This is a genomic window from Bradyrhizobium sp. USDA 4503, assembly GCF_054055815.1.
This window is the reverse complement of record NZ_JBSRXS010000001.1, coordinates 7,624,131-7,650,014: the sequence shown is the minus strand read 5'-3', so window position 1 is coordinate 7,650,014 and position 25,884 is coordinate 7,624,131. Positions and strand designations below refer to the sequence as shown.

The window sequence follows — 25,884 nt, the reverse complement described above, 5'->3', positions numbered from 1 at the left end:
CTGAATGTCCGCCTATTTCGCATCGGCGGAGAGCTTTTTGCCAGCGGACTGGACCGCTGGCTTGCTGGCACCACTGCCGAGATTTATCAGCTTACGCCAGGATTGGCGAAGTTGCCCCCCGCGTGCGCTCAGCAGTAGGCAAGATACGACGCCCAATACGGCGAGCGCACCTCCTGCGCCGATCGCAATGGGAGCCGCAACGAACCTGCTTGGCTCGTTTGAAGCTGCCGCTGGTGTAACCGAGACCTCATGCTGAGTCCGCTCAACGGGCACAAACACGACCGCCACCTTGTCGTATGATAGACCTTCGATGCTGTTGGCGACGAGCATCTTGATTTGCGGCAGCAAGGCTGAGAGCTTCGCGCTGGAGGCGTGTCGAATGAAAACCGACGCCGAGGACGGGGTTGCATCCTGCCGCAGAAGATCATTCTTCGGCAGAACGACATGAACACGGGCGGAGAGAACCCCATCAATATCGTTGATCGTGCGCGACAATTCTTCACTTAGGGCATAGACGTAGCGAGCCCGCTCCTCGACCGGAGAGGCAACGAGCCCCGACCCCTTGAACACCTCACCAAGGCTCTTGAAGGGCTGGCGCGGCAAGCCCTGGTCATTTAGCAACTCGATGGAATAGGCGAGCTGCTTTTCTTCGACCTGAATGGTGCTCGTCCCATCCTTGCCGACGACCCGGATGGCATCTACGCCCCTGCTCAGCAGCAGCCCAAGCATCTCGTTGGCGTCCCGCTCCTGAACTTTGGTATACAGATCCGTTTTGCAACCGGTGAGGATCGGTAAAAGCAGCAGCAGAACAAGAGCATGAAGCCGCCTGCTCGCGGGCCGACCGTTACCGATCTTACCTTTCGTCAAGACAGCCAACGGCTCGCTCAGCCTGCTGATAGAAGTTTATTCAGAGATGAACTGACGGCACCTGTACCCTTGGAGATGAGCGAAACCTGGACGACGCCGTTGTAAACATCGCGCAAATTCGTCAACGCCGAATCGAAATGATCAGCACCTTCCGGCTTGCCCGCCGGATGCACTTCGACTTGCTGCGGCCGCAGGAGCGGTTGCGCGGCCGGCCCAAGCTGGAAACTCTTCGCAGGATCAAGGTCGCCGACGAGCGTCGGCGAAACTGCACCTCCAGGAAATGGTTTACCCTGGTGGATAGCAGAAATGCTCTGAAGGACGCGATCGCCAAGCGGGCTCGCCGGCGTGACTGCGCGCTGCACTTCCGGCACCGATGACACTGGCGCGCGCTCGGTCACAGAAGAGGCGCCCCCCTGCTTCAAGGCGGCCTGCGTGAGACTCTCGTGAAACTGAGCGTCTGCCAGCGAACAGCCGCTGGATGCACACTCGACGGGGTTGGCGGAGACCGACGCAATTCCAAGCAACATGGGAGAAATCATTTCTGTCACGTGGTGAGATTAGCCATTCGCTCGCATGAATGGGCTGGCACCCTAGAGACGCAAGCTGACCAAAAGCTGACGAGCATCTGTCATCTAATGATCACGGTTGGCTTCCAATTTCGGGCGAAGCGTCGGCCTCCAAATTTTGGGACGAATTCCGGTGCTTGGTCTTAAGTAGAAGAAAATCGCTGGAATGCTCATCCCGTCTACAAGGCTGCATATCTTGAAGAAAGTTCTCTATCTTGCTGTTTTCATGTGCTTGGGCGCCATCAAGGCGCTCGGCGCCCCGCTGGCGCTGCCGTCGACGCCGTATAGTTACACAGTGCTGGATCAGGACCTCGCGGCCGCGCTGCAGGAGTTCGGCAACAACCTCAATATCAGAGTCAATATCAGCACCGGGGTGAAGGGACGAATTCGCGGGCGAATGCCGGATCTCCCACCGCGGGAGTTTCTCGAACGGTTGATCAATCTCTACAATCTTCAATGGTACTACGATGGGCTGGTGCTCTACGTATCTGATGCGCATGAGGCGCAAAGTCGCCTTCTGATACTGGATCCGATCAGCTTTGACGCACTCAAGGCGGCACTCGATGCGCTCAACATCTCGGACGAGCGCTACATCGTGAGAGCCGTGCCGGGAGATGGGCTCGTCTTCGCGTCCGGTCCACCTCGCTTTATCGCGCTTGTGGAGCAAACACTCAAAGGAATGGTGACGGAGGCACAGGCGCGACGAAACCCAAACGGAGCCGAAAAGCCACCGCATGAGTCGGTCTTGATGCTGTTTCGCGGATCTTCCAGCGTGGTCGTTCGCGGAGGACGCCCCAATGACGCTCCTTCGCCCGAGCTTTCACATCAAGACGGCATGGTTCACGCACCTGATACTGGCAAGAAATGAACGGATGTAGCAGATGGGTTGGAAGAGATGTAATTTCTACTCTACTTATGTCCTCTGTCAGCTTTTCGAAAGCTGCTGCTGTCATGATTAGAGGGCGGCTGTCCAGCGGCGATGCCGCAAGACAGGCGATAAACGTCCGGGCCCGCACCACGGATGCTCGAGCCGGAAAGGGCAAGCAGTATCCGTGACCTGCTTTGCATCCTTAGCGCTTCATGCGAGCCTTTGAAAAGCTCTAGGAAGTCCGTCATGAACTTCGCCGCATCGGTTGAGAGCCGCTTTGTTGTGCAAAAGGTAGGAACAGGATGGACTTCAATGCGCTAGGCGGAGCAGACAAGAGCCCACCACCCCGCTCGGCCTCATCGCCAGCCGATCGAAGTGAGTTTGAGCGTGAACTGATGGCATTGCATGAAATGCCCGAATACAACCAGGACCTGATTTGGCAGGAGCTGGGAGGCCAATCATCGCGCGGCGAGCCGTCATTGATCGACGGCGAGCAGTCCAATTCCCAACAGGCGGCCGCTCAAGATCGCGCGGACTCCTCCGATTTCGGCAAGGACCCTGTTTGGCAAGATCTTGAGCCTGGACTCATGCAGGCGGGGTCGCCTCACGCCGGACGGTCCCAAGGGCGGCCCGCGCTGCCCGCACGCGTCGCGCCGCCGGAACTTGGCGATTTCGTCATGGCGAACGGATATCCCGCCAGGGACAACTGGGTCTTCATCGGCCAAACAGCTACGCCTGCTCAGATCGAAATGCTGAGAGGCCGTGACGTCATGCCGAGCAGAAATGTCCGGACTACAACGTTCACCATCCTGGGTGTGCCTCACACGGCGCAATGGCGAGCAGAAGGGTTCATTCGTCTCGAACCGTCGCTGGACGCCGCCCTTGGGCCCGCAGGTTCGAGCGAACACCCGCCAGGTGACGAAGCACAATGACATTGACAGATGCAGAGGTGCATCTGAGATCCGAGGTGTCCGGAGTACCATGCACCGCTCAACTTTTTGGGCGATGGATTGATTCGTGCGGCCACCCCAGCAATCTGATCCGATCATGCTGCATCGCCCCGATCGGGCAGACGCCAACAACTTGTTTGACACGCAGGCGCGAGCTGGCTGAGCGCTGGTGAGTTGCCGAGAGATGTTGCGGAACCCGCGATGTGTTGCATGAATCAGCGCACGCGAATCCTGCGAAGAGCGGCAGACTCGTTGACCTGGCTGTCGCAGAGGCGAGCGACCGAGCACCGAAGCAAGCCGATGCCGAATTGAGGACCCGTCGCCGCCTTGAGCGACGTCATTTCTCAACTCATTGTGAAATCCTTTGAGCGCCGTCAGCTTCTCGAAAGCTAATCGCTCCTACCATACGGCGTGAATATCTAGACGGCGATATGCCTATAGATTGTAGCCAAACTGAGCGCTGGGAGCGCTGTGCAATCGGAAGCAAGCGGTAGGAGCCATTGAAGCCTATCGACCTCTCTTGCTCGTTGTTCGCCGCGATCTCAGGCTGCGCCACATAGCCAGCTTGTGGTGCGATCTCAAATCAGAGGACGTATGATGTCAGTCAACAATCTGCCGCTAACCACCAGCTCGAATTTGGCTTTGTCGGGGCTAGCTTCCGGGCCCTCGCCGGCGCGTGACTTTTCAAGCTTCGAGGCGGTGCTGGTCAGTTTGTCGTTGAAGGGCGCGACTGACGAGCATTCCCCACCGCAAGGTCCGGCGACCGAGGACTCGGCCAAGCAACTGACGGAGGAACTCACGCAAGAGGTGCGGAACATCATCCCGCCGGAGATTAAGGCCGCACTGGACGCATGTCAGGAGACCCCCGAGCCGTCCTCTGAGGAAGCCTCCTCCGCTGCGAACGCCCCAAAGATTGCAGAAGCCCCCGTACAAAGCTCCAGAATTACGTGGAACAGCGGCACCCCGACTGAGGCCGAGCTGCAGATTGTGTCGGTGCTGATCCGACACAAGGACAAATGCCCGCTGGATTGGAAATCTCTGGGAGATTTGGCCAACGATCCCTCCACACCGCCGGATCTGAAGGCGGCGATCGAGGCACTGCAGCGAGACCCCGAGCTCTTCTACGCGATAGGCTCGCAAGGCGACGGCCGCTGCGGCGGTAAAATCAAAGCGGGTGATCTCTCCGGCTTCTCCGATCACCACCCGCAAGTTGCTGAGTTCCAGGAGCAGCGGGCAAAGAACTATACGCAAAACTACATCCCCTCCGACGGCAGCGGCAATGGCGAGCCATCGGTTATGATGCTGACCGATGCATTGCGCGAGCTCTATCGCTATTCCGACAACCTGCCCAAGAACCTAAGCCTTTCGGATTTCAAGCAGATCGTCGACGGCGAAGCTAAGACGGGCAAATGCCCGCCGCAGGTTCTTGCGGCCGCTCAATACTTCCTCGACCATCCGGATGAATGGAAGCAGTTGTATGGCGGCTCGATAGACAAGGTCCACAAAGAGGACTTCCTGCAGGTTGCTTCATCATCGGTGAATCTCACGAAAGCCGAGCTCGATACGCTCGACACGATCAGCAAGAACCAAAGCGCCTTTTTCGGGAAGGGCGACCTGACACGGGAAAAGCTGGCGAGCATGGCCGATGACAAGAGCCTCGCGCCCGCGGTGCGAAAGGCGGCATCCCAGCTGCTGTCCGACCCTGTCCTGTTCGGGTTGATGAACAACGCGATTACGGGCTACAAAACCCACCACAAGTTCTTCGACTTCGGCGGCGGCCATACGGTCGATTCCGGCAATATCAGCAAGAGCGACTTCAACCAGTTCTTCAGCAACATGTCCGGTGCGAACCGCACCGTTCAGCATGTGAAGACGCATGTCGCCCGAACGGCCGCCGAGAAGGACGCGGTCGCGGACATGTCGATGGGCGTGGCAGACCAACCCGACATCAAGTCTCCCAAAAAAAACGGTGGCGCCTTCATGCACGCAATCAATGACGTGCTCAAGGTTGGCTCGAAGGTACTCGACTGGGCCGCGACAGCAGTCGGTGTACTTAGCTTCATTCCAGGCCTGGGCGAATTGGCCGATCTGGCGTCAATGGTGCTCGAAGCCGAAGCGCAAGCTGCAAATCTTCTTCACACGGCGATCAGCGGTGGCAACATAAAACAAGCGCTCGAAGAAGCTGGCCTGAACCTTGCGGCACAGGCGGTAGGCTGCATCGGCGGCCCTGAGGTCAAATTGGCAATGCGAGAAGGCTTGGTGAAGCAGGCAATCCAAGAAGCGGCCACGGCGGGGGTCAACCTCCCGGTTTCGGTAGCCCAGTCCTACGCGGAGGACTACCTGAACAACTTGAAGGCTCGCATCGAGTCCGAACGCATGCAAGCTGCAGGCGCTAACGCCTAGCCGGATCGCACTACCTGTCAGGATCAGGCTGAAAACGCCAGTCGAGCTTGTGCGGCTTACGCGCGGTCGGGTCTCCCTGCCGAGCAGTCGGTCGCGCAAGCTCTACCATCCTCGATGCCGTCCGCCGGATCCGAGGAACTTGCTCGCTCTCCACTGCGCACAATTTATGTAGGCCGCGCCCGATCGCGCGAGGCCGACCTCAAATCCAGTCTGCCGCTGCGAAGGTCAATCGGCTGAATACGCAGCCCGGCAAGAAGGTCGATGCATTAAAGCCGCGCGACAGAACCGGTCAGAGGTGCGGATCCTGCCGGCTTGCGCAAGGATCAGGAGCATGCTGATCGCAGAGCGCCAGGGCGATGGACCGCTTCTCGAGCGGGAGGCTGCTGTTCGCTCTCCTGAAGGCGGGCCCCGATTGACGGATCCTTCATGAGCCCTCCAGGACCGAGGGATCATCCTTGACCGCTGAATCGCCGTCAATCTGGCTTTCCGCCCCGCCCCAAACCAGGTCAAGCTCCGTCCCGCTGCGCCCGGCCGCAAGAAAATTGTCGAAAGACCCCGCGGGCATCGAAAGTGACGTCAGCCCAATTGCAGCGCGTCGACTTCAAACGCGATCTATTAATAGTCGCGTTAACATCCGCCTGCTGAAGCTTTCGACTTGATGAGCAGCGATCCGACCCGATCGAGCTCCACAAACGAACGTTTGTCCTGGTACATACCATCTGATCTGCAGCTTTCGCAGATCCAGCATCGGCCCATTGCATTTTGTAGAACTCGTCAGCTTCTCGAAAGCTAACGTTTGCACATTGGTGGGCGGAGACTGCCTCCATTGGCACGATTGAATTGACATAGGAGAACCCGATGCGCGTTACAAGCTCCAGCGCCACTGGGCACGTTGATGCCGACCTCCATGCGGCTGGCGGCAAAAGCAGCGGCAAAAAAGGATCTCACAAACCTGACGAGCGCGATGATCATGGCCGATCGCCAGATGCGAACATTCCCGTAAACGGCGGCGCGTCCACGCCAGGCGGAACCTCGCGCGAAGCCGCTATGCAGCAAGCATTCAACGTCGCTCTGGGAGCCGCTGCTCTGCAGCTTGCAAATAGTGCAATGAGTCATTTCGACGACGTCATGGCCGAAACAGAAGAGGATTCCTGACGTCGCATGTTGCGGCGTCAGGAAAATAGGAGCCGCACGTTGCGGCGAAATTCAAGCAAACAGGAGAACTAGTATGACTAAGGGTGTTGGTGCAGCTGGCACCGCTGCTGCTGCAACCGCTTCCACCGCCGCTGAAGTTGCTGGAGAGGCGGCATTCCAACGGCAAATCGCCGCTCTGACTATCACCAGCACCAAGGCTGCTGAGAGGGATGTGGAACTTCGCGTCGTCTCGACCGAGCTATCGACCGTCAAGAAAGCAGCCGATGAGCGGGTGCAGTAAGAGATGAGGCGGGGCGACGTACGTCGCCCACTTTCCCGGGCTGCTTAGTCCGTGAAGTCGCAACGGGCCGTACGGTTTTGCCGTACGGTCCCGTTCGCAGTTCAGGAGAGCGACCGTGAATGAACCACATTGCCCGCGTTTCGAAGTGCTGCTGGGGTGCTATTCCGGGTTGACGGGCAAAGTAGGGGTCGGATCGTGTCTGGTCGGCAGCAGCCTCGATGCTGATTTAATCTTTGTCGAACAGGGCCTCGAACCGCACCATCTTCGTGTCACCCCGCATTCCAACTCGATCGAGATCGAGGCACTGGCGAGCGACGTTCGTGTCGAGGGGCATGAGACTGTTTTGCCAAACACGCCCATCGTTGTCCCTCTTCCTGCCGTCCTTCATGCCGGCGAAATGTCGATCCGGTGGTCTTTCGAGGATCTCGAAAAACCTGGCTCTATCGATCGCCGGCGTGTATCGCTCGCCAGACTCGCCATGGTCGTGATCAGCTTTGCCGCGGTTGGCACATTCTCAACCAGTTTTGTCCAGACCGACACCGCTGCGGTGCCAAGTTCCTCCCCTCCTGCCGCGGACGTTGCACCCAAGCTGGCGCTCAGCGCTCCTGATGCTCCGGCCAGCGATGCAGCTGCCGGGCTTCTGCAAGAGGAAGTTGACAGAGCGGGCCTTGTCGGCATCAAAGTCGGTTCTGGGGCCGGCGTTGTCACGGCCGACGGCAGCGTTACGCCCGCTGCACTCGCCACTTGGCAAGACATCCAGCAACGGTTTGATCGCACTAGCAACGGCGCTTATACGCTCGTCAATGCAGTCGCCATCAAGGATGAGAAGACACCTTCCGCAATCGGGATCCAGGCTGTGTGGCGCGGCAGCGATCCTTATATCGTCGTCGCTGGCCAAAAGTATTTTGTTGGTGCGCTCTTGAGCAATGGATGGACCGTCAACGGAATTGAGGAAGGGCGTGTTCTGCTAAGCCGGAATGGCCGGCTTGCCGCTCTGTCCTACTAGCGTTTCAGGCTGCAGGTAAGGAAGCAAAGTGCCATGACTAGGCTGCCCCCCAATTCCGTCGAGCCTGGCCCATCTTTTCAGGGACCAAGCGTTGATCATCATGCATCTGCCATCACGCCGGTCAATTCTCGAGCCAGGTCCATCGGGATTGACCGGACGCGTGGCAATGATGAGAAGAGCCACAGCGCGTTTTCCCGGCATAGTGACGCACCGGATCGCTTGGTTGAAGCCACGATCGACAGCGCGCTTGAGCTCGGTTCGATCAATGCGATTTCGCGCGTCAATCTCGACGAGGCTCGCGCCCAGCCAGGTCAGATTGAGCCAGGCTCGGAACTCGCTTGGCTTAACGGGCCTAATCTCGCGCATAGCCTGCTCTCTTTCGTGACGCCGCGCCTACGTCATTCGCACGTTCTGCGTCCCGAGCAACACGGCCCTCTTTTGGAACGTTTAGCCAATACGCTATCTGCCGCCCCGGAGGACTTGGTGGCACGTGAAGGAGCCGCCCTTCTGCAGCTGGAGCTGCAGCGGTTAATCTTGCTCCGGCAGAGCCACAACGGCCTGATCAAAGGCTAGCAATGGCCGATCCAGACAAATTGCAACACGTCACATCTACACAGCCGCCAAACGTTTCCGAAGCCGATGCTCTCGAGCTGGTCTCTGGGCCGGAGCGAGATTTGCTCTGCGTGCTTTCTTATATCTATCTTTCGTGCGGGCAGAGCGCAAAGAGCCTGGCTCTGTTGCGGCTGGTTGCTCACGAGCAGTCTCGAGACATCGGCTTGCTGCGGATCCTGGCCTACGCTCTCATCTCGGAGCGTCGCGGTGACGAAGCACTGTCGGTATTGGATCGCCTTGACAAACTAGATGACGAACCGTCCTCGTCTCTGCCCTTGATGCTGATGCGTAGCCACGCCCTGCGCCACGCCGGCCGCATGACCGAAGCGCAGGCTGTCTTCAAGCGCTATGTTTCATTGCGGGGCAACACAGCTGCAGCTAGGCAACAATAAGGCTTTTCATGGCCAACGTTCTACGAAATCTCATCACGCGCGCGCCCGCCCACCCGGATTTGATGGTCGCGCTGATGCTTCTTCTGGCGATCGGAATGATGATCATGCCGATCCCGATCGTCGTGATCGATATGCTGATCGGCTTCAATCTTGGCTTTGCCATACTGTTGCTGATGGTCGCGCTGTATCTCAACACGCCGCTCGACTTTTCGTCCCTGCCGGGCGTGATCCTGATCTCCACTGTTTTTCGTCTCGCTCTTACCGTTGCAACGACGCGGCTGATCCTGTCTGAGGGTGACGCCGGCAGCATCATCCATACGTTCGGCGATTTCGTCATATCCGGCAACATCGCCGTCGGCATTGTCATATTTCTGATCGTAACCATGGTGCAATTCATGGTTCTGGCCAAGGGCGCCGAACGAGTGGCAGAGGTGTCGGCGCGCTTCACGCTCGATGCGCTGCCGGGCAAGCAGATGGCGATCGACGCGGAGCTGCGCAACGGCCATATCGACCAGCACGAAGCGCGCAGCCGACGCGGCGTGCTGGAGCGGGAAAGCCAGCTTCACGGCGCGATGGACGGCGCCATGAAGTTCGTGAAGGGCGATGCCATCGCCGGACTCATAGTCATCTGTATCAATATGCTAGGTGGCATCACGATCGGCTCGCTCTCCAGGGGTATGTCCCTTGAGGAGGCGATGCATCAATACACTATCCTGACAATCGGTGATGCGCTCATTTCGCAGATCCCAGCCCTGCTGCTGTCAATTACAGCCGCGACCATTGTCACTCGTGTCAACGGTCCTTCCAGACTCAATCTCGGCGCCGATATCGTCAACCAGCTTACGGCCAGCACACAAGCGCTCCGGCTGGCCGCCTGCGTCCTGCTTGTGATGGGGCTCGTTCCTGGCTTCCCTTTGGCCCCCTTTGTCATACTGGCCGCGCTCTTTTCCGCCGCCAGCTTTGTCAAGGTTGGCGTGCCAGAGAGCAAGACCGCTCCCAAGGCCGGCGTCAATCCCACCGGTTCAGCTCCCGCTTCCACGCAGGGTCAGAAGCAAACCGTGCCGGCCGAAGCACTTCCGATTACCCTGTTGCTGGCGCCGAACCTGATGAAGGTAATGGACGTGAGGGAACTCGAGCAGTGCGTCGCACGGGTTTCAGCACTGGTCTCAGCTGATCTGGGTATCACAATTCCACGCATTCCCGCCCAAAGCGCCAACCATCTGGCCCGATCGCAATTCAGTGTAGCCGTCGAGGGCGTGCCTGTGGAAGAGGGCGCTATTGACCCGACAAAGCTCTTGCTTGACGACGACGTAGCGAACATCGAATTGAGCGGCATCCCCTTCTGGCAGGATCCAGACACGAATCGGATCTGGATCGAACAGGACCATGCGGCTGCTCTCAAAGCGGCCGGCATAGGGCATCACGGTCCGAGCGAAATCATCGCGTTGCGCGTCCGGTCCACGTTGACGCGCTATGCACAGCGCCTGGTTGGCATTCAGGAAACGCGCCAGTTGCTTGGCCGGATGGAGCAGGAATATGCCGATCTGGTGAAGGAGGTGCTACGCACGACACCGATCCCACGGATCGCGGATGTCCTGCGTCGTCTGCTGGACGAGGGCATCCCAATCCGGAACACCCGCTTGGTTCTGGAGGCGCTTGCGGAATGGAGCGAACGGGAGCAAAATGCTGTACTGCTCACCGAATATGTGCGCTCTGTTCTGAAGCGGCAGATCTGTCACCGCTATGCCAACGCACATCGCGTTGTGGCCGCCTTTATCGTCGAGCGTGAGACTGAGGATATCGTGCGGGGTGCCGTGCGCGAGACCGCCGTCGGCCCATACCTCGTTTTGGAGGACCGGCAAAGCGAGATGCTGCTTTCCCAATTTCGCCAGATCCATTCGAGCATCGCGCGCAGCCAGAACCAGCCAGTTATTCTAGGTTCGATGGACATCCGGCGTTTCGTTCGCGGCTTTCTCACCCGCAACGGAATCGACCTGCCTGTCCTTTCTTATCAGGACCTCGCCGCGGATTTCACGGTCCAACCGATCGGATCCGTGAAGCTGGCAGCTGCCAAGGACAAGAGCCCTTCCCCGGGCGGTCTCCTGAGCGCTGCGAGTTGAGACTGCGCGGCAGATCATCGTGAGCAGGCTATGAATTTAAATGGAACCAAACGTCGGCGGCGCTTGTGCTTCGATAGTCCAGGCCCATGGTCGGCTCTGCCTGCGATACTCACTACTGTGATGCTCGCCGGTTGCGCGAGCCCGTCCGACCTTTCACGCCAACAGTGGTCCACGTCAGCCTCGGCAGGCACCAAAGAAGTTGATCCCGCCATGCGCGAGCAGAGTTCGCGCACTCTCGTTGATGCTGATGGGCAGAGTCTGCGCGATGCCTTTAACCAACAACCGAACAACGTCAATGCGGCGATTTCTCTTACCCGGGTCTTGTTGGCGCGCAATTCCGCAGATGAGGCACTTCAAGTGCTTGATGAGGTACTATTGGCAGCACCCGGTGACCTGCGCGCATTGAACGCCAAAGGCGTCGTACTCGATCAACAGGGGCGCCACCAAGAAGCGCAAGCGCTATACCGTCAAGGTCTCGCGATCGAGCCGACAAATTCGATGTTGCGCAACAACCTCGAACTATCGGCCGCAATTGAAGGCAAGACGGGCATCCGAAACTCCAATCAGGAGCTGCAAGGCGAACAGTACGCCTTAGCCAGATCGAGATCTCACAGCCGACAAAGGTAAATCGCGGATGCATATCCATGTCAGTCGGCTGGCCGACAGACAGCCAGATGGCCGACAGCCAGCCAGATAATGATCACGTGGAGATTACAAGGCGCATTTCCTTTCGAACGATGTGGTCGCGCGGAACGCAAATTTCTCGCGTACAATCGCGAGAGCCGAGCGCCTTCTTCTGGCTAGACGGCGTGAGCCCACCACGCACTCGTCTGGGCGAAGCATGCCTCCACCCTCAATTAGACGCCATTAGGTCAACCCTCTCTTACACGACTTCGTAACCAAGTCACCTGGCCAACATTCTGTATCTTGAGTCTACCCATTCTTGGGTAACGAACTCGGTCGTCCGGTCACTTCAACGAGGACATGCAGTCGAACAGTCAAAATATCTCTCAAGCTCCGCAGCTGCGCGCTCTTCCCAATCTGCAGCTTGCGCCAGCAATGAGCCCCCTTGGATTGGCCGGAACGCAGCAGCCTGACGACATAGCGAAGCTATGGCGCGGTAGCGCCGCACGTTTTCCATAACGGCCAGTCCGATCATGTTTGCATCTCCCCTGCCATCTCGGGCTAGAACTTGCTACACAACTGTTTTCGAACCGTTATCGGGCAGAACGGAAAGCGAGAATAGTTGGCAAAAGCTTGCCGACCTGCCCGACGAACTTTTCCACACTGGACGTCCACATTAAAGGCTCTTCGGAAAAGCTACAGCGCGGCGCTGCCGCATGCAGGGAGGACGTTGATAGCAAGCAAGAGCGCCGCACTTCCCGGCCAGCCCCTCGACCATGATCTTGCTTGACCTTCCAGATGGATCTGAAGCCGGAGGACGGTGTCTCGTAAGAATCATTTACCGATCACGTTCGGGACCTACGCTGACGCGGATCAAGCATCCATCGGTACCCGCCTCGCGGCTGAGCCTTAATCCGGTGTCCGTGATGGCGCCGATTATAATCGAAATATGCGCAGGGCCACGGGCATGATCGCGGGTAGGGCCTGAGCCCCTCGCTCGATGTTTTGTCGCCAGACGTCCTGTCAGCATGCCAGATCACGATGGCGACACTCCTGTCGTCAGGCGAGCCCTCCTGCCGGGCGATTTGAACACGCAGCCTTGACTAAAACACGCGCTGAGCTCCATTCAAGACGACATTTCAGGCGGAACGCTCCGCAGCAAACAATAAACCTCTTAAAGCAGATAGGCGACGGCACAGCTTGTCTGCGGCAGATTGTCTTGAGACCGTTCGGCCCGCAATGCTGCGCCAGAGCGCTCGCACCACGATTAGGGGCACTGAGATGATTACCCCGGTCCGGCGGCACTGGAGTCCAAAAGAACTATTCAATGATCTTACACCAGCGATGTTCAACGCCGAGCCGTCAGCTGTACGCGCACGTTGGGATAAATTGTGGCCCGACCTGTATACGGAATACGATGCGAGGTTCTTAAAAGAGGAGCTGACGCACCGAAACCTCATCATTAGCGATGAAGCTGCGGCATTCTTCAGCGCCTGGGCGATCGACGAGGAGCGGCACACCGATGGCTTCATCCGCATCATTGAACTCGTCGCTAATGGATCCGAAAAGGATCTTCGGGAGAGATTGGACGCTCGGTCGCACGACTTTGGTCCAATCGCTGAACACCTGAAAGACGAATTCTCCCTAATGGTTATGATTGCATTTGATGAGATGTGCACTTGCCGTGCCTATGCAGCAGAGAAGCCCTTCTACGACGCCCTTGGTAACAACACGTTTCATCACTGGCTGAGGGAGGTGATTGCCGACGAGGCTGTTCACTCGATGAACGCCGTAAACGTTATCCGTGCGCGCTACCGCGACCGCATTGGCCAAGTGGAGGCAATTCTCGATAACCTGATCCGCGCGACCGAAAGTCTACGCTATTCCGGCACCTTCGTCCTCGACTACTTCGGCGCAGTGTACTCTAAAGAGCTGCTCGCCAACTCTCGCCTCGTGACCATGAGAAATATCGCCAGGCCATTCACGGTGTAGAGCGAAATGTTGACAGCGGACCTGTCGAAACTTGAGTCGGCGCCACATCGCCGCCCTTCCCCGTAAATTTCCATTGTGCCAATTGGCTCCAGCTTTTCGTTTGCGTTCGAGCGCGCCGAATTTCGTCGACCGGGTCGGGAAGCCGCAATTCGACGCCCGATTTTCTGCAAGTCCGCCTTAGCTCGATAGATGCGGTTGTGGCCGCGCGCGATATTGTCGGACCGCGCTGCCGGGCCGGCGCTCTGGCTTCCCTGCCGACCTCGTCCGCGACAAGATAGCCTTGCTTCGACGCGAACAGATGCAGGAATTCGATTTGCGTGGTCGCGGATGCAAGCACTCGCACATCCCGACACCTCTCCGAGGGAGAGAGCGAGTTCGTTTCAACCCAGTTTTGGAACTGACGCATTCTAGCGAAAACGTCATCACGCGTCTGGAGACACCTAGATCGGGCCAACTCATGTCGAACGAGCTAGATCCGCGACTTTTCTCCAGGCCAGTGTAGCACCACCTCGATCCTGCTTACATCGAGGTTACAAGCTGACGCAGCGTAAGATTCACGTCCTTTCCATGCAGATCCAACGATCGGTAGATAGAACGCTATCCTTATCGCAACGACCACCAGGCTCACGGTTGATCCTTTTGTGGCTGACCTTTCGGCTACTCACAAACCTCACGTAGATCACGAGCAGGAGCGATTACTTGCTGCTCTCGGCCTGCGTCGACGTCTCAATCACACGACGCAACTCGCTCGATGTTGAAAACGTTGGTCAACCTGAGGCGCTCTCTCATCGAAAATTCAATTACCCTTCTTTCTGCCATGTTCTCACCCAAAGCAGAGACGCGCCGATTGCGCACTTCGCGCGCGGCAAGAGCGAGTGTCTCAGGAGAATTTGATGGTGAAGCCAGTTGTGATTGTGGTGGGCGCAGACAAGGGAGGAGTCGGCAAGACGACCGTATCACGAACGCTGCTGGACTACTTCAGCGTTAACAACGTGCAAACGCGCGCCTTCGATACGGAGTCTCCGCGAGGGACGTTGAAGCGCTTTTATCCCGAGATCACCGAGATCGTCGACATGACGACGACCGCCGACCAGATGAAGATTTTCGATACCCTGAACTCCGGACTATCCGTCACCGTCATCGACGCTCGCGCCGGATTGCTGTCCTCAGCACTGGCCTCCTTGCGCGACATCGGATTTCTGGATTCGGCGCGATCCGGCCAGATTACCTTTGCCGTATTCCACATCCTAGGATCGTCTATCGCTTCGCTCGACGAGATCGCGGAGACCGCTACCTTCATGAGCGGCGCAAAGTACTATCTGGTCAAGAACTTCATCAATGACACTCAGTTCTTCCAGTGGGACCAGTCGACCTATAATTCCTATTTTCACCGCATCAAACAGGCGACCGAGTTGACTATCCCGAAACTTAACGAGATGGCCTATGAGCAGGTCGAAGTCGCATCCGTCCCGTTCGTAGATTTCGTGGCAAACAAGGGCCGCAACGATGAGCCCGCGAACAACTCCTTCGTGCTACGCGGTTATGTCCGGCACTGGCTGGCAAATGTCTGGAGCGAATTTGATCGCATCAACTTGACGGAATTGGCCGGCGCCAAGTCCGCGACGCGAAGTGGCGAGAAGTAGTCGCAATTCTTGCGGGCCAAGAGCAGGCCCATATACGAAACGAGATTGATCTGCTGGCTATGTTAGCGACCCCTATCTACATCATCTGCTCTCCTAGCCCGCAGGTCGGAAAAACCCTCATCGCTCGCGTTCTGAGCGAGTTCTTGCTGCTCAAAGACGGCACCGCCCTGTCGTTCGATGTCAATCTAAAAGAGCCATCACTGCTCGATTACCTGCCTAAGATCACCGAGACCGCGGATGTGACGGACACTTACGGCAAGATGCAGTTGATGGACCCGCTTATCGTCCACGATCAGGTACCCAAGGTGATCGATCTCGGCTTCCATGCCTTCGACGAATTCTTCAAGATGTGCGAGGAAATCGGCTTCATAAAGGAGACGGCGCGCCGATATGTCGCTCCTATCATTCTCTTCATCGCAGGCGCTGACCGCATTTCCTTTCGCGGTTATGACATGCTGCGGCGGCAGATTCCGCCAGCATCGCTGGTCACCGTCCACAATGAATTTGCGCTGCGCGGCGGATTACCTGAAGTCATGGATGGCGAGCGGGTGCTCCAGATTTCCGCGCTGCCGCTGTTTCTCAAGAGATATATAGACCGACTTGGCTTTTCCTTCACCGGATATCTGCGGGACGAAAAGGACTGGTCCACCGAGCTGCATCAGTGGATACGACGGAACTACACGATGTTCCGCGATCTAGAATCGAGTTTGATGCTGCGAAGATCCTATCGATCGCGTGGGACGAACATCGAGAGCCTGCGTTGCACAAAGGCAACTTGAGGCTGGGACTACTCGCCATCTATTTGTCGAGCTTATGGGCAGTCGTTTGACCGGCGATAATGAAATGCACCGCGCGAATCCCCGCCTGGATTGGGTGCAATCAAGCGTACGTTTCCTTGAGCTCATCCGCACCCAATCGCGCGACCGGCAACTGCCCTCTTGGGCTTTGCGGGCGGCGAGACGCATCGATGATGCCAGCGGAGGAGCTCATAGCTCGAAGCCGAGCCTCCCGAGCACCCGGTCCATGACCGCGCCTTTGATCTCGCGGGCGATCTCGTTGCGTATCTGGACGCCGAGCACCCGCTCGGCATCGGCGTCGCCTGTCAGCCCATCTTCCGCCAGCCGCCGATCCAAGCGGGCTTGAAACGGCTCGCTCATCGCATCGACGAGCCGTTCCTGCATCTTAGCATAGTCTTCGGGCGCGATGCGCCTTAGCACACTTTCCCATGGCTGCCATCGGGTCGCCAGGAACTGCGCAAATTCGGTCGCTTCCTGGTTCCGCACTGCCGTCTCGGCCCTGGCGACATCGTCCCGAGTAACGTGAGAGACGCTCATGAAGCGCATGTCGGGAGCGATGTGCCGCAGCTCCAGCGCATCACGCAGTTGGGTCTGGTAGGCAAGGTAGACTTCGATCTCATCGACGTCCGTGTCCGGATCGGCTCGACGAAGCGAGTTGACGGTCTCGCGCGCGATTCGGTCCAGGGCCTCCAAGCGAAACATGACGCGGCCGTGCTGGAGCAGTTCGCCAAGGCGTCCGTCATAGGCGCCGTCCTCGACATCCGCGTTCAGGCGTGCGCTCTGCATGCCGTTCCAGGTCAAAGTGACGCGATCTTCGCAGCTCGCGCTCGCTCCGGAGGCCAGTTCGAAATACTGCTCGCGCAGATTCGACCTGATGGCTGCCTGCCGCAGATCTTCGGCGACCGCGTGCCGGAACGCGTCGCTGCCATAGTTCACGGTGCCGCGGAGCCTGTCGAGAAAGCGTGCATAATCTAGGGCACCTGGCTCTTCGGCGAAGGCCTGCCAAGCGGTTATTGTTGCCGGCTCGCCCTCGAGCCAGTGCGCGACAACCTCCTGCAGCGACCGCAGCTCAACTTGCACAGCGCCTGCGGTGTTCGAGAAAAAAACCTGCGGGCCGGCATAGTCTCCGGCATGCATGGCGGTCGCCAGGCCGGCCTGCACCGCGTCGGACAGAGGATTGTTCTCCAGATCAACACTCGCGTCACGGCTTAGCTGTGTCAGCACAGTCTCGGGCAGGCTGGTTAGCTGATTGTTGCTGGCGCCAAGCCATAGCAGCACGGCCGGAAACGTCTCGGGCAGACTGGTCAGCCGATTATGGCTGGCACTAAGCCATTCAAGCCCGGCCGGAAGAGGCTCGGGCAGATCGGTCAGCTGGTTATAGTCGACATTCAGGCGCGCGAGCCCGGCTGGAAGCTCGGGCAGACGAGTCAGCTGATTACCCGCGACGTCCACCTCCTGAAGCGTCGCTGGAAGGCGATCGGGCAGACTGGATAACTGATTGTTGTCGACATTCAGGCGCCGCAATCCAGGCGGCAGCTCTGCGGGCAGGCTGGACAGCCCGTTGCTAATGGCATAGAGCCGCCGCAGACCGCGCGGAAGCTCGGGCAGCCCGGTCAAGCGATTATTGTTCGCATAGAGCCGCTGCAGACTGGCCGGAAGTGTTTCGGGAAGGCTGTTCAGCTGATTGTCGTCGACATTCAGGCGGCGCAAGCCGGCCGGGATCGGGGCCGCCAAGGTGGTCAGGGACAGGGATGACAGATCTATTGGTTCATTCAGATCGCCCGTGTCCCTCCAGGCCCTCATTCGACTTACCGCCAGCTGCCGATTCTCATGCTGCCCCTGCCCGTCTTCGGCAGCCCAATCCGTCAAGACCTGGTCCGGCAAATCGGCAGACGCCAGCTCATCCGTCAAGGCTTCGTCCCATTGCGATGAGGCCGGAGACCCTGGTTCGGAGCTTTCCCAATCGGAAGCTTCGGAAGGAATCCCAGTGCCAAGCTGTTCTGTATTCACAGATGTCGTCTCTTCGGTAGCTAAAGGAAGCGAATGCACCGGGGCGGCGTATCATGAAGCCGGTAGAGCCCCGCTATGGATGCGCTTCATCGGTTGACGAGGGCACATCACGAAGCGGTCGCCACGCAGGGCTTGGTGCGATTACTCTGCGCCCGATGGCGACCGAGGACCATTCTCAACGGGCCTCGCTCGCGGATCGGGTTGATACTGGACTCCATCTCCCCTCTCCTGCCATGCCTGAGCACATCGAGCCGGCCTTGCGAGCAATTCGGGGACATTCAGCCTACGAGATATAGCTGTCGACAAGCTGACAGCCTCGAAGCGATGATCAATACGCCGCCCAACATTCCTTCGATGTCTCTCGACGCTTAGGCGCAGCGCTCCGCAAAAAGTCCGACGGGATCGAAACAGTTTCCTGCTCGGCAAAATTGGTGTCCGAGCGGCGGCACTCCGGCAGCGTGATGCTGACAGGACGGCGACGTTGCCGCTCCTGTGCCGGCGAGCTAAGCTACCCCTCCTGCGAAAGGTCGTGTTTGATCGCTGAGCCGAAAGCTAACAGATCTTTGCGCGTAACGCGCTAGCTGCTCACCGAGGCCAAGGCGCGTACCCAATCAGCAAAGCCGACCAGAATGAATAGCCTCCAGCTATTAATGACCGCGGCCATGATTCTCAAGCTCGACGGGCGATTTCGCGGCTTGCGGCATGCAGGCGGTATTCCGCTCGCGGATCCCTTCCGAGTCGAACAGACACCGCACATCACTGTCGGGACCGAATTTCCTTACGTTGCGCTTAGTGTAGCCGACCCTCGCCGCGACCAACGAACTCAAGCACCGACTGCGCTTGGTTGATCTCGCGCGACACGCGCTTCAATATCCGTATTGCGACCTCTTCCGTCGCGATCAACCCCGCTCTTTCGCAGGCCAGCCCGAAATGATACATTACCTGTTCGTCGGATGGCGCGATACGATTCTGAAACAAGCTGATCGTCAATGATGAGAGCATCTGCTCGACGACGTCGTTTTCAGCCTGACTCACGAATCTACGTCCTTCTGATTAGTCGCTCAATTCTGTACAATGTGGGCGTCGCCGATAGGGTTATGACACCTGTCATTGTTCCGGGTCGTCGTGTCATGACATCCCCCATGAGTATCGAACACCGCGCTTTCGTTCCTCGATCGCCTCATCTGGTAACATTGCTTCTCCTCCTCACGGACCTACGCGGTCTCAGACGCGAGTTGCAGCTCCCTGATGATCTCAGTCACCCTCCCTTGCCCGGCGGCGTGTTGCGGCCACTTGCTAAAGCCACTCAGCAAATTCTCCGCTTCCAGCCTGGTAAAATTAAAGAGCCTGATACCCCGCCCAAGGATCTCATTGACGATCGTGATCGTGGCCTGGCGGCCGGCACTTTCTGGTGGCGATCTGTTGAAGCCGATCAGCAGGCCCCTGAGATCCTGGGTAGTGAAATCCGAGAGCCCCGTCCTCCGATCGGCGCGGCGAAGGACCTCGCCTGCGAGCACCACGGTCACTTGACCGCATGGTAGCTCGTCCGGCCAGTTACTGAAGCCGCTCACTAGGTTCGCAAGTCCCTGCTGTGAGAACTCGCAGAGCTGATCAGCGCGGCGCAGGACCTCGCGAGCGAGTGCGACCGCAGCTCGGCGAGAAGCGGCCTCTTCCGGCCACTTACTAAAACCGTTCACCAGGTTTGCCAGCCCCTGCTGAGTCAGATCGGGGAGCGGGGCAGCACGGCAAAATACCTCACCGGCGATCGCGACCGTAGCCTTACGGCAAGTCGCATCTTCGGGCCATTTGCAGAACCCGTTCACCAGGTTCGCCAATCCTTGCTGGGTATAATGGGGAAGCTGGGCAGCACGGCGCAGGAGCTCGCTTGCGATCGCGACTGTTGCCTGACGAGATGCATTCTCCTCTGGCCATTTGCTGAAGCCATTCACCAAATTCGCCAGATCCTGCTCGCTAAACTCGTGGAACCGCGTCGCACGTCCAAGCACTTCGGTTGCAACCGCGACCGTGACTTGACCGCAGGGCAGCTCTTCAGGCCACTTGCTAAAACCGTTTACAAGGATGGCCAACCCCTGCTGAGGGAAATCGGCGAGCCGGCGGGGGCGCCGCAGGATTTCTAGTGCAAGCGTGGCCGCGGCTTGGCGCGAGGCCGCCTCTTCTGGCCATTTGCTAAATCCGTTTACCAGGCTCACCAACCCTTGCTGTCTAAATTCAGAGAGCTGATGGGGGCGGCCCGCTCGGCGGATGACCTCACCCGCGATTGCAACCGCGGCCTGTCGAAAGTCACTCCCTTCCGGCCACTTGCTGAAGCCGTTTATCAGCCCTGCCAGGCTGAGATTGTTCAATTCTTGAAGCGATCTGCTTTCCTCGCGACAAAATTTGGCTATTCGGACCGCCCCATCGCGACATTCCGCTCTCCTGGCGTGCCTGCCGAATGATGCCGCAAATATGGAAAGCGCCCTGATACCGATCTTTCTCATCAGAGCATGGTCCAGCTGCGACACGCGAGAAGCTATTCTCTCGCAAGTATCCCGACCCGCCTGACCTCCAGCCCTTCGGCTCACCGCATTGCATGTCGTGGCATAGCCCCACGATTTCTCTGCACGGATGCTTTCCTCGAAACTCGGTAGAAATCTGGATTGAAACTCAACGGCTGCTTGTTGCAGAAACACCGGCAGGTCCGCCTTGCACAGTTGCTTGTCGCGCCTGACCACTGCAGTTGAGAATTCAACAATGCCGCCAGCACGATCGATTTCGTTTAGCGCCGTCGTGAGACTAGTTTGAACGGACATAGGACCTTCCGAGCCTTCATCGCAGCACCCTTCGGCTATATGCGACCGGTCATCGCCTCTGGCTAGATATTAATCGTCTACGCTCTTGGAGCATCTGCCTGACGCCGGGCTGTTCACTCTGCGCGACTTTCGCTGCGCGACTAAAAACGCGATTGCAGTTGTGGCTAACCACATTTTGCTCCCCGCACCATTCCAGCGTTCCAGCCAAATGGCGACTCCGCTTGCCAGCACTTGACAATGCCCCGCCCAGCGTTCCCGTGGCGATGGTGCAAACTCCCCTTCCTGGCCATCGCCTGAACAAGGTTGGCAATCAGCAAGCCATTCCCTCGGTCTCGATTTGCCAATGAGCCGTCGACGCCTGCCCCATTCTGAGCTTTGTCTTGACGCATCGGCAAGTCTACAACCTGCCGCAACGTGAGATTCAAGCTGTAAATCGGCCTCCTGAGGCAGAGGCGGATTGTATAAAGCGGATATCGATTGCAATAATTGCCGGTGGAGTGCTTATTTAGCTCGACACCGCGTCCAGCTGACATTTGCCGTCGATAGCTGAGATCTCACCCTTGGCTCATGCGCTTTGTTTGATCGATTCGCGCCGGCGGTCGCGGTCAGGCTCACCCGCCCGCCCCATAGGCGAAAGCATCTGCGCCATGTCATTTCTTAATGAGAGCGCCCTCACTCATAAATTTATCCATTCGGAAAAACGATTGCCCGTACCCGGTGGCGGCGCGGGACTGCCCAACCATTAGAGAGGAGGCGAGCGCAATGAAGGCGCCACTCTTTATACCGCTCGCACGGCCAGAGAACGACGTCGCTTCATTCCGGGTCTCGCGCTACTGTCCTACGGTTTAGCCGCGCCCACCCTGGGCAATCAACAAAGCCGCCGGACGCTTGTAAGTTTTGGTGCCATAGAGCATGGCGAGATGCGCCCTAGTTTGCCAGCTCGTGCTCAAGCTACCTAATGCCGGACGTGATTTAACATCTCTCCATCTTTCGTATCTGATGGGCACGAAACTGTAGAGCGCAGGAATTATGCAAGATACGCTATCAGGGCGCGGAGAACACTCGCGGATCTGTCGCGATTTCTCGTCAGACGCGCTGTGTACGGTGATATTGCTTAAGAGGGGCCTTGCACAAATCGAACCGCTCGCCACATCTGCGCAGAAACGGGTGAGCAGTCACAAGTCCTCAGACGGAATTATTCGGCATGAATGCGGAGCCACCGCTACTCATGAAGATCCGCGTGCTCAAGCTCGAATGCCAAAGTGAACTACATCTGCAATGACTTCGATCGATGATAGATTAAGTGAGATCAGGTGGCTGCGGAACGAAATCTGGCGCTGCCGGCGGTTACTTAAGACGGACCTATCTGGCGCGGAACGCGAGGGTGTTGAGAAGCGCCTGCTTGAACAGCTGTCAGCCTTTGAGCGGCTCTTGTCGACGACGTTTCCTTTGGTTTTAAACCCTAATGTGAATTCGACCACGAGCACCACGACCCGGCCAAACGGCTCCTCTGAAGCGTCCATCGAAAACGCCGCAATGGCATCATGCAGTTCCTTCGCGAATTCGATTGGGGGTTAACCTCTGCGGTCTCCTTGGCTCGATTCGCCCCCCCTCGAGCCCAACCTAATCCCAATGTGAGAATATCTGGAAGACCGCGATCAAATGCCCGCCCCAACGCGAGCATTCCGGCGATCTTTTGCCAGTCATAGTCGATCTAGTCACCTGCGAGAAATGCCAGGCCGCCGACAACAACGTCATAGATTGATGGACAATACGGACTCCTGAACGATGTGCGGCCTAACGACCTCCGACGTTGAAGCAGATTCGTCCGTCGGATCATTTCCAGCCAGTCGATGGCAACTTCACGGTTGCCTCGTCCGCCGAACGGGCTGCAGCGCAGATAGCGCGCAACCGCCGCAGTAGCACATCGAACCTCAAAGCGAACCATGACCTCGTAACACGCGTGGTGGCCCTGTCGATCGCCGAACGAGGTCAATCGGTTCACGACGTTCAGTGCCGCTGGCGGATGCGTCCGGCTCAACAGGGTGACGATTCCAGCCCGATAGACTTTCGAACAGCAGGCAGATCAAAGTCCAGCGCTAATCAGCCTGGAACACGTCACCGTGCGTCAATTTCTGTAGCTTCTGCTCGGACGGATCACTCTCGATCGAGGACGATCGGAACCCTATTGAGACGTCGTTTTCGTCCTCCGCTTCTATCCGCGGCGGTTGGCATCGCGCGGCGACATTCGACGCCCAAGCTTTTGAAATTGTCCCTAAGACAAAACATGGCTGCGTCTACATCCCTACGTCCTGTGAAGCGCTCACAGAAGCGCATTACGTCTGGTCTGCACGACGTAAGGACTTCTTCAGCCCGCTGATCTCGCGCGCGAGCGTATCCTGTACACCACATGGCCGCGATCGCGATCGCAACAAGGGCGGTTGCCGAGCGGTGCGCATTGTAAGTCCACCCCATTCGTCGTTCTTGATCCACCAAATCCCTCTTAAGCCGCATATCCTTCACTATGGTTCTTTGCCCAACGAGCGTCACCTGTTTATCGGGAGCTAGGCAACAGCTCGGCAGCGGCCGTCGCGGGGCCGCCGTAATCATAGCGGTCTCCCGAATCATCGCCTCGCCACGCGCAACCCGTTCACTGCGAAGACCGAGACACGACAGAGGCCGGCTGCGCTTTGCAGCGCGCGCGATGCGTTCCACTGTGACATTCGCGATGCTAGTTCCCAATGTGGCGTTCCCTGATGCGAAGCTCTGCTTCGCAATGACTACAACCTGACGCTACGATCGATTCAAGCATTTTTGAGCGTCCAGCAAGTGTGAATACGCTCCGGGACGGGTACATCCGCATTGTGGACGAACTCGCGCCAGCTGCACGCTTCAGCGGCTGCCCCCGTGTGTGAAACGTCGCCGGTGTTGGTCGATGATCGCTCGGCCTAGTGTTGGGTTGAAGGCGCGCTGGGACGATCGGCGATAAGTTGTCGCCGACGCTGCTCGCTTGTTCGTCGTCCGAGCCAACGGTCTTAGAGCCCGCAGACAAGAGTTTGGCACGATAGTTTTCCGAGAAGCACAAGACTTTGGACCGCTGGGTCAGAATGGCTTGTTGTGCACTGTGACGGCCGCGGCTCTGACCGACGGCGGATTCCGCAGGCTCAAGCTGCCGCTGCCTATTACTAGTGTGGAATTGCTCGACGCCAGCTCAGCGGCTTCGATCTTGAGCTCCGCTGGCACGGCAGTTGCTACTCAGCGCGTGAGCTGGATTTGCGCGCAGCCTAGCCGCAACGCGGAAGATATCATTCGTCGTTGATTGCTGCGGGTCTTTCTGCGGACGGACTGAAGCGGCCGCACCGCCCTATGCTCGCGATTGCCTGATCTACGACGAAAGAGGCTTAATATGAGGAAACCAGCGACAGGCCAGCTTTACATGGTAGGCAAGCTATTTGTCGTGGCCATTGCCATTCTGGTTTCGCCGGCAGCAGGTGCCAATGATGATCTAATGAGCGCCGCCAGGCGACTTTTCAAGCCAATCCCCTCAATGGTTCCAGCGGTGAAGGACAACCCGATCACCCACGAAAAGGTCGCCCTTGGCAAATCCCTGTTCTTCGATCCGAGGCTTTCGGCGAGCGAGGTCATTAGCTGCAACACGTGTCATAACGTTGGGATGGGCGGGGTAGATGCCGGTCCGACTTCGATCGGTCATCGCTGGCAGCAGGGTTCACGTCGCGCGCCAACTGTCTACAACGCGGTCTTCAACGTGGCGCAGTTCTGGGACGGGCGCGCGGCAGATCTCAAGGCGCAGGCCGCGGGGCCTATCCAGGCCGGTGTCGAAATGAATGCGACGCCCGATCGCGTGCTCAGCACGTTGAATTCCATGACGGAATATGTCGTTATGTTCAGTAAGGCGTTCCCCAACGATGCGGCGCCCGTTACCTTTGAAAATTCTGCCAAGGCCATCGAGGCTTTCGAGGCGACCTTGATCACACCCACCGCCCCCTTCGATCAGTACCTTGAGGGCGATGCATATGCTCTCAGTGACCAGCAGAAAGCCGGGCTAAAGCTATTCATCGAAAAGGGATGCTCCTCTTGCCACAACGGAATCAACGTCGGTGGACAGGATTACTTCCCGTTCGGCGTGATTAAAAGGCCCGACGCAAACTTGCTTCCGAGAGACGATAAGGGACGTTTTGCCGTCACTAAGAATCCTAGCGATGAGTATGTTTTCCGCACCGCGCCATTGCGCAACGTCGCATTGCGGTCTCCCTACTTCCATTCCGGTCAGGTTTGGAGCCTCAAACAAGCGGTTGGCGTAATGAGTGAGGTTCAACTCGGCATAAAGCTGAGTGACAAAGAAACTGACGAAATTGTCGCCTTTCTAAATTCGCTTACCGGTCAGTTGCCGAAGATCGATTATCCGATACTACCCACACGCACCAACGTCACCCCAAGGCCCTCTTTAGACAAATAGGCCGTCACGATCGCGAAACTCCATGTGATTAGCGAGAATACAGCGCAGTGACTCAGGCCGCGACGAAGTCAGGATCGTGTGGTCGAGCTAAAGCTGTCAGCCAAACCTTTAGGCCGCTACTCTTTCGCAGCCGACACAAGCACTCTTTGGGCGCGGGTCGACTTCATCTCGATCCTAGGTGGCTCAGCCCCGGAAGGAACAGCTGGCACTGCAACAAAAGTCGCACTGAGACGCGCCAAGTAACGTTGCTACAAGGGACCCGCGCCTTCCGTAGCTCGCGGGCACCGCATATCATCTTACGCCGGCGATTTT

At 57.9% G+C, this 25,884-nt stretch carries 20 protein-coding genes; 14 read left to right on the top strand and 6 right to left on the bottom strand.

Features of this window, described 5'->3' with window-relative positions; translation table 11 throughout:
- Positions 1–12: 12 nt before the first annotated feature.
- Complete coding sequence (gene sctJ, locus ACVMIH_RS36305; protein WP_456828493.1) at positions 13–867, bottom strand: type III secretion system inner membrane ring lipoprotein SctJ; 855 nt, start codon at positions 865–867, stop codon at positions 13–15.
- A gap of 17 nt (positions 868–884) precedes the next feature.
- Complete coding sequence (locus ACVMIH_RS36300; RefSeq protein WP_253624703.1) at positions 885–1,406, bottom strand: nodulation protein NolB; 522 nt, start codon at positions 1,404–1,406, stop codon at positions 885–887.
- A gap of 253 nt (positions 1,407–1,659) precedes the next feature.
- Between ACVMIH_RS36300 and ACVMIH_RS36295 the strand changes: the two genes are divergently transcribed.
- The 10 genes from ACVMIH_RS36295 to ACVMIH_RS36250 all read left to right on the top strand — a co-directional run bounded on the left by ACVMIH_RS36295 (position 1,660) and on the right by ACVMIH_RS36250 (position 11,846).
- Positions 1,660–2,301, top strand: a complete 642-nt coding sequence (locus tag ACVMIH_RS36295) for a secretin N-terminal domain-containing protein (RefSeq protein ID WP_305884428.1) — start codon at positions 1,660–1,662, stop codon at positions 2,299–2,301.
- Positions 2,302–2,696: 395 nt separating this feature from the next.
- Entirely contained in the window at positions 2,697–3,233 is a 537-nt protein-coding gene (locus ACVMIH_RS36290; RefSeq protein ID WP_456828186.1) for a hypothetical protein, read from the top strand.
- 615 nt (positions 3,234–3,848) lie between these two features.
- Positions 3,849–5,654, top strand: coding sequence for an HrpF/NolX family T3SS translocon protein (locus ACVMIH_RS36285; protein WP_253626048.1), 1,806 nt, complete (start codon positions 3,849–3,851; stop codon positions 5,652–5,654).
- 858 nt (positions 5,655–6,512) lie between these two features.
- A complete protein-coding gene (locus tag ACVMIH_RS36280) occupies positions 6,513–6,809 on the top strand; it encodes a hypothetical protein (RefSeq protein ID WP_163152309.1) in 297 nt (98 codons plus the stop codon).
- 73 nt (positions 6,810–6,882) lie between these two features.
- A complete protein-coding gene (locus ACVMIH_RS36275) occupies positions 6,883–7,089 on the top strand; it encodes a nodulation protein NopA (protein ID WP_253624706.1) in 207 nt (68 codons plus the stop codon).
- Between the two features lie 115 nt (positions 7,090–7,204).
- A complete protein-coding gene (locus tag ACVMIH_RS36270) occupies positions 7,205–8,095 on the top strand; it encodes a SctD/MshK family protein (RefSeq protein WP_456828185.1) in 891 nt (296 codons plus the stop codon).
- 33 nt (positions 8,096–8,128) lie between these two features.
- Positions 8,129–8,668 (top strand): hypothetical protein, encoded by a 540-nt coding sequence (locus tag ACVMIH_RS36265; RefSeq protein WP_163152316.1) that lies wholly within the window; start codon positions 8,129–8,131, stop codon positions 8,666–8,668.
- 2 nt (positions 8,669–8,670) lie between these two features.
- Complete coding sequence (gene sctY / locus ACVMIH_RS36260) at positions 8,671–9,099, top strand: type III secretion apparatus assembly chaperone SctY (protein WP_253624709.1); 429 nt, start codon at positions 8,671–8,673, stop codon at positions 9,097–9,099.
- Positions 9,100–9,107: 8 nt separating this feature from the next.
- A complete protein-coding gene (gene sctV, locus ACVMIH_RS36255; protein ID WP_456828184.1) occupies positions 9,108–11,219 on the top strand; it encodes a type III secretion system export apparatus subunit SctV in 2,112 nt (703 codons plus the stop codon).
- A 210-nt stretch (positions 11,220–11,429) separates the two neighbouring features.
- Positions 11,430–11,846: a tetratricopeptide repeat protein gene (locus ACVMIH_RS36250; RefSeq protein ID WP_253624711.1), complete on the top strand. Its 417-nt coding sequence runs from the start codon at positions 11,430–11,432 to the stop codon at positions 11,844–11,846.
- Between the two features lie 346 nt (positions 11,847–12,192).
- On the opposite strand, the gene ACVMIH_RS36245 is transcribed toward ACVMIH_RS36250, so the two are convergent.
- Positions 12,193–12,378, bottom strand: a complete 186-nt coding sequence (locus tag ACVMIH_RS36245; RefSeq protein WP_456865069.1) for a hypothetical protein — start codon at positions 12,376–12,378, stop codon at positions 12,193–12,195.
- A gap of 746 nt (positions 12,379–13,124) precedes the next feature.
- On the opposite strand from ACVMIH_RS36245, the gene ACVMIH_RS36240 reads away from it, so the two are divergent.
- From ACVMIH_RS36240 to ACVMIH_RS36230, 3 genes are all read left to right on the top strand, one after another.
- A complete protein-coding gene (locus ACVMIH_RS36240; protein ID WP_456865067.1) occupies positions 13,125–13,835 on the top strand; it encodes a hypothetical protein in 711 nt (236 codons plus the stop codon).
- 893 nt (positions 13,836–14,728) lie between these two features.
- Positions 14,729–15,478: a P-loop NTPase family protein gene (locus ACVMIH_RS36235; RefSeq protein WP_253624714.1), complete on the top strand. Its 750-nt coding sequence runs from the start codon at positions 14,729–14,731 to the stop codon at positions 15,476–15,478.
- A gap of 59 nt (positions 15,479–15,537) precedes the next feature.
- Entirely contained in the window at positions 15,538–16,257 is a 720-nt protein-coding gene (locus ACVMIH_RS36230) for a hypothetical protein (protein WP_456828182.1), read from the top strand.
- Positions 16,258–16,464: 207 nt separating this feature from the next.
- Here the strand turns inward: ACVMIH_RS36230 and ACVMIH_RS36225 are convergent, their stop codons facing one another.
- The 3 genes from ACVMIH_RS36225 to ACVMIH_RS36215 all read right to left on the bottom strand — a co-directional run bounded on the left by ACVMIH_RS36225 (position 16,465) and on the right by ACVMIH_RS36215 (position 21,095).
- The gene (locus tag ACVMIH_RS36225; protein ID WP_456865065.1) at positions 16,465–18,285 is read right to left on the bottom strand and encodes an NEL-type E3 ubiquitin ligase domain-containing protein; all 1,821 of its coding nucleotides are present in this window, start codon (positions 18,283–18,285) and stop codon (positions 16,465–16,467) included.
- 789 nt (positions 18,286–19,074) lie between these two features.
- Entirely contained in the window at positions 19,075–19,320 is a 246-nt protein-coding gene (locus ACVMIH_RS36220; RefSeq protein WP_456828180.1) for a hypothetical protein, read from the bottom strand.
- Positions 19,321–19,499: 179 nt separating this feature from the next.
- Positions 19,500–21,095 carry a hypothetical protein gene (locus ACVMIH_RS36215; RefSeq protein ID WP_456865063.1) on the bottom strand — a complete coding sequence of 532 codons (1,596 nt, stop codon included), beginning with the start codon at positions 21,093–21,095 and terminating at the stop codon, positions 19,500–19,502.
- A 3,406-nt stretch (positions 21,096–24,501) separates the two neighbouring features.
- Between ACVMIH_RS36215 and ACVMIH_RS36210 the strand changes: the two genes are divergently transcribed.
- Positions 24,502–25,572, top strand: coding sequence for a cytochrome-c peroxidase (locus ACVMIH_RS36210; RefSeq protein ID WP_456865061.1), 1,071 nt, complete (start codon positions 24,502–24,504; stop codon positions 25,570–25,572).
- Positions 25,573–25,884: the final 312 nt, after the last annotated feature.

What these genes read in the sequence shown, in the direction of transcription:
- ACVMIH_RS36250 (WP_253624711.1), top strand. Translation starts at nt 11,430, where the DNA reads ATGCGCGAGCAGAGTTCGCGCACTCTCGTTGATGCTGATGGGCAGAGT.
- ACVMIH_RS36230 (WP_456828182.1), top strand. Translation starts at nt 15,538, where the DNA reads ATGTTAGCGACCCCTATCTACATCATCTGCTCTCCTAGCCCGCAGGTC.
- ACVMIH_RS36240 (WP_456865067.1), top strand. Translation starts at nt 13,125, where the DNA reads ATGATTACCCCGGTCCGGCGGCACTGGAGTCCAAAAGAACTATTCAAT.
- ACVMIH_RS36210 (WP_456865061.1), top strand. Translation starts at nt 24,502, where the DNA reads ATGAGGAAACCAGCGACAGGCCAGCTTTACATGGTAGGCAAGCTATTT.
- ACVMIH_RS36215 (WP_456865063.1), bottom strand. Translation starts at nt 21,095, where the DNA reads ATGTCCGTTCAAACTAGTCTCACGACGGCGCTAAACGAAATCGATCGT.
- sctV (WP_456828184.1), top strand. Translation starts at nt 9,108, where the DNA reads ATGGCCAACGTTCTACGAAATCTCATCACGCGCGCGCCCGCCCACCCG.
- ACVMIH_RS36290 (WP_456828186.1), top strand. Translation starts at nt 2,697, where the DNA reads ATGGCATTGCATGAAATGCCCGAATACAACCAGGACCTGATTTGGCAG.
- ACVMIH_RS36295 (WP_305884428.1), top strand. Translation starts at nt 1,660, where the DNA reads ATGTGCTTGGGCGCCATCAAGGCGCTCGGCGCCCCGCTGGCGCTGCCG.
- ACVMIH_RS36285 (WP_253626048.1), top strand. Translation starts at nt 3,849, where the DNA reads ATGTCAGTCAACAATCTGCCGCTAACCACCAGCTCGAATTTGGCTTTG.
- ACVMIH_RS36235 (WP_253624714.1), top strand. Translation starts at nt 14,729, where the DNA reads ATGGTGAAGCCAGTTGTGATTGTGGTGGGCGCAGACAAGGGAGGAGTC.
- ACVMIH_RS36300 (WP_253624703.1), bottom strand. Translation starts at nt 1,406, where the DNA reads ATGATTTCTCCCATGTTGCTTGGAATTGCGTCGGTCTCCGCCAACCCC.
- ACVMIH_RS36245 (WP_456865069.1), bottom strand. Translation starts at nt 12,378, where the DNA reads ATGATCGGACTGGCCGTTATGGAAAACGTGCGGCGCTACCGCGCCATA.
- ACVMIH_RS36275 (WP_253624706.1), top strand. Translation starts at nt 6,883, where the DNA reads ATGACTAAGGGTGTTGGTGCAGCTGGCACCGCTGCTGCTGCAACCGCT.
- ACVMIH_RS36280 (WP_163152309.1), top strand. Translation starts at nt 6,513, where the DNA reads ATGCGCGTTACAAGCTCCAGCGCCACTGGGCACGTTGATGCCGACCTC.
- ACVMIH_RS36265 (WP_163152316.1), top strand. Translation starts at nt 8,129, where the DNA reads ATGACTAGGCTGCCCCCCAATTCCGTCGAGCCTGGCCCATCTTTTCAG.
- sctY (WP_253624709.1), top strand. Translation starts at nt 8,671, where the DNA reads ATGGCCGATCCAGACAAATTGCAACACGTCACATCTACACAGCCGCCA.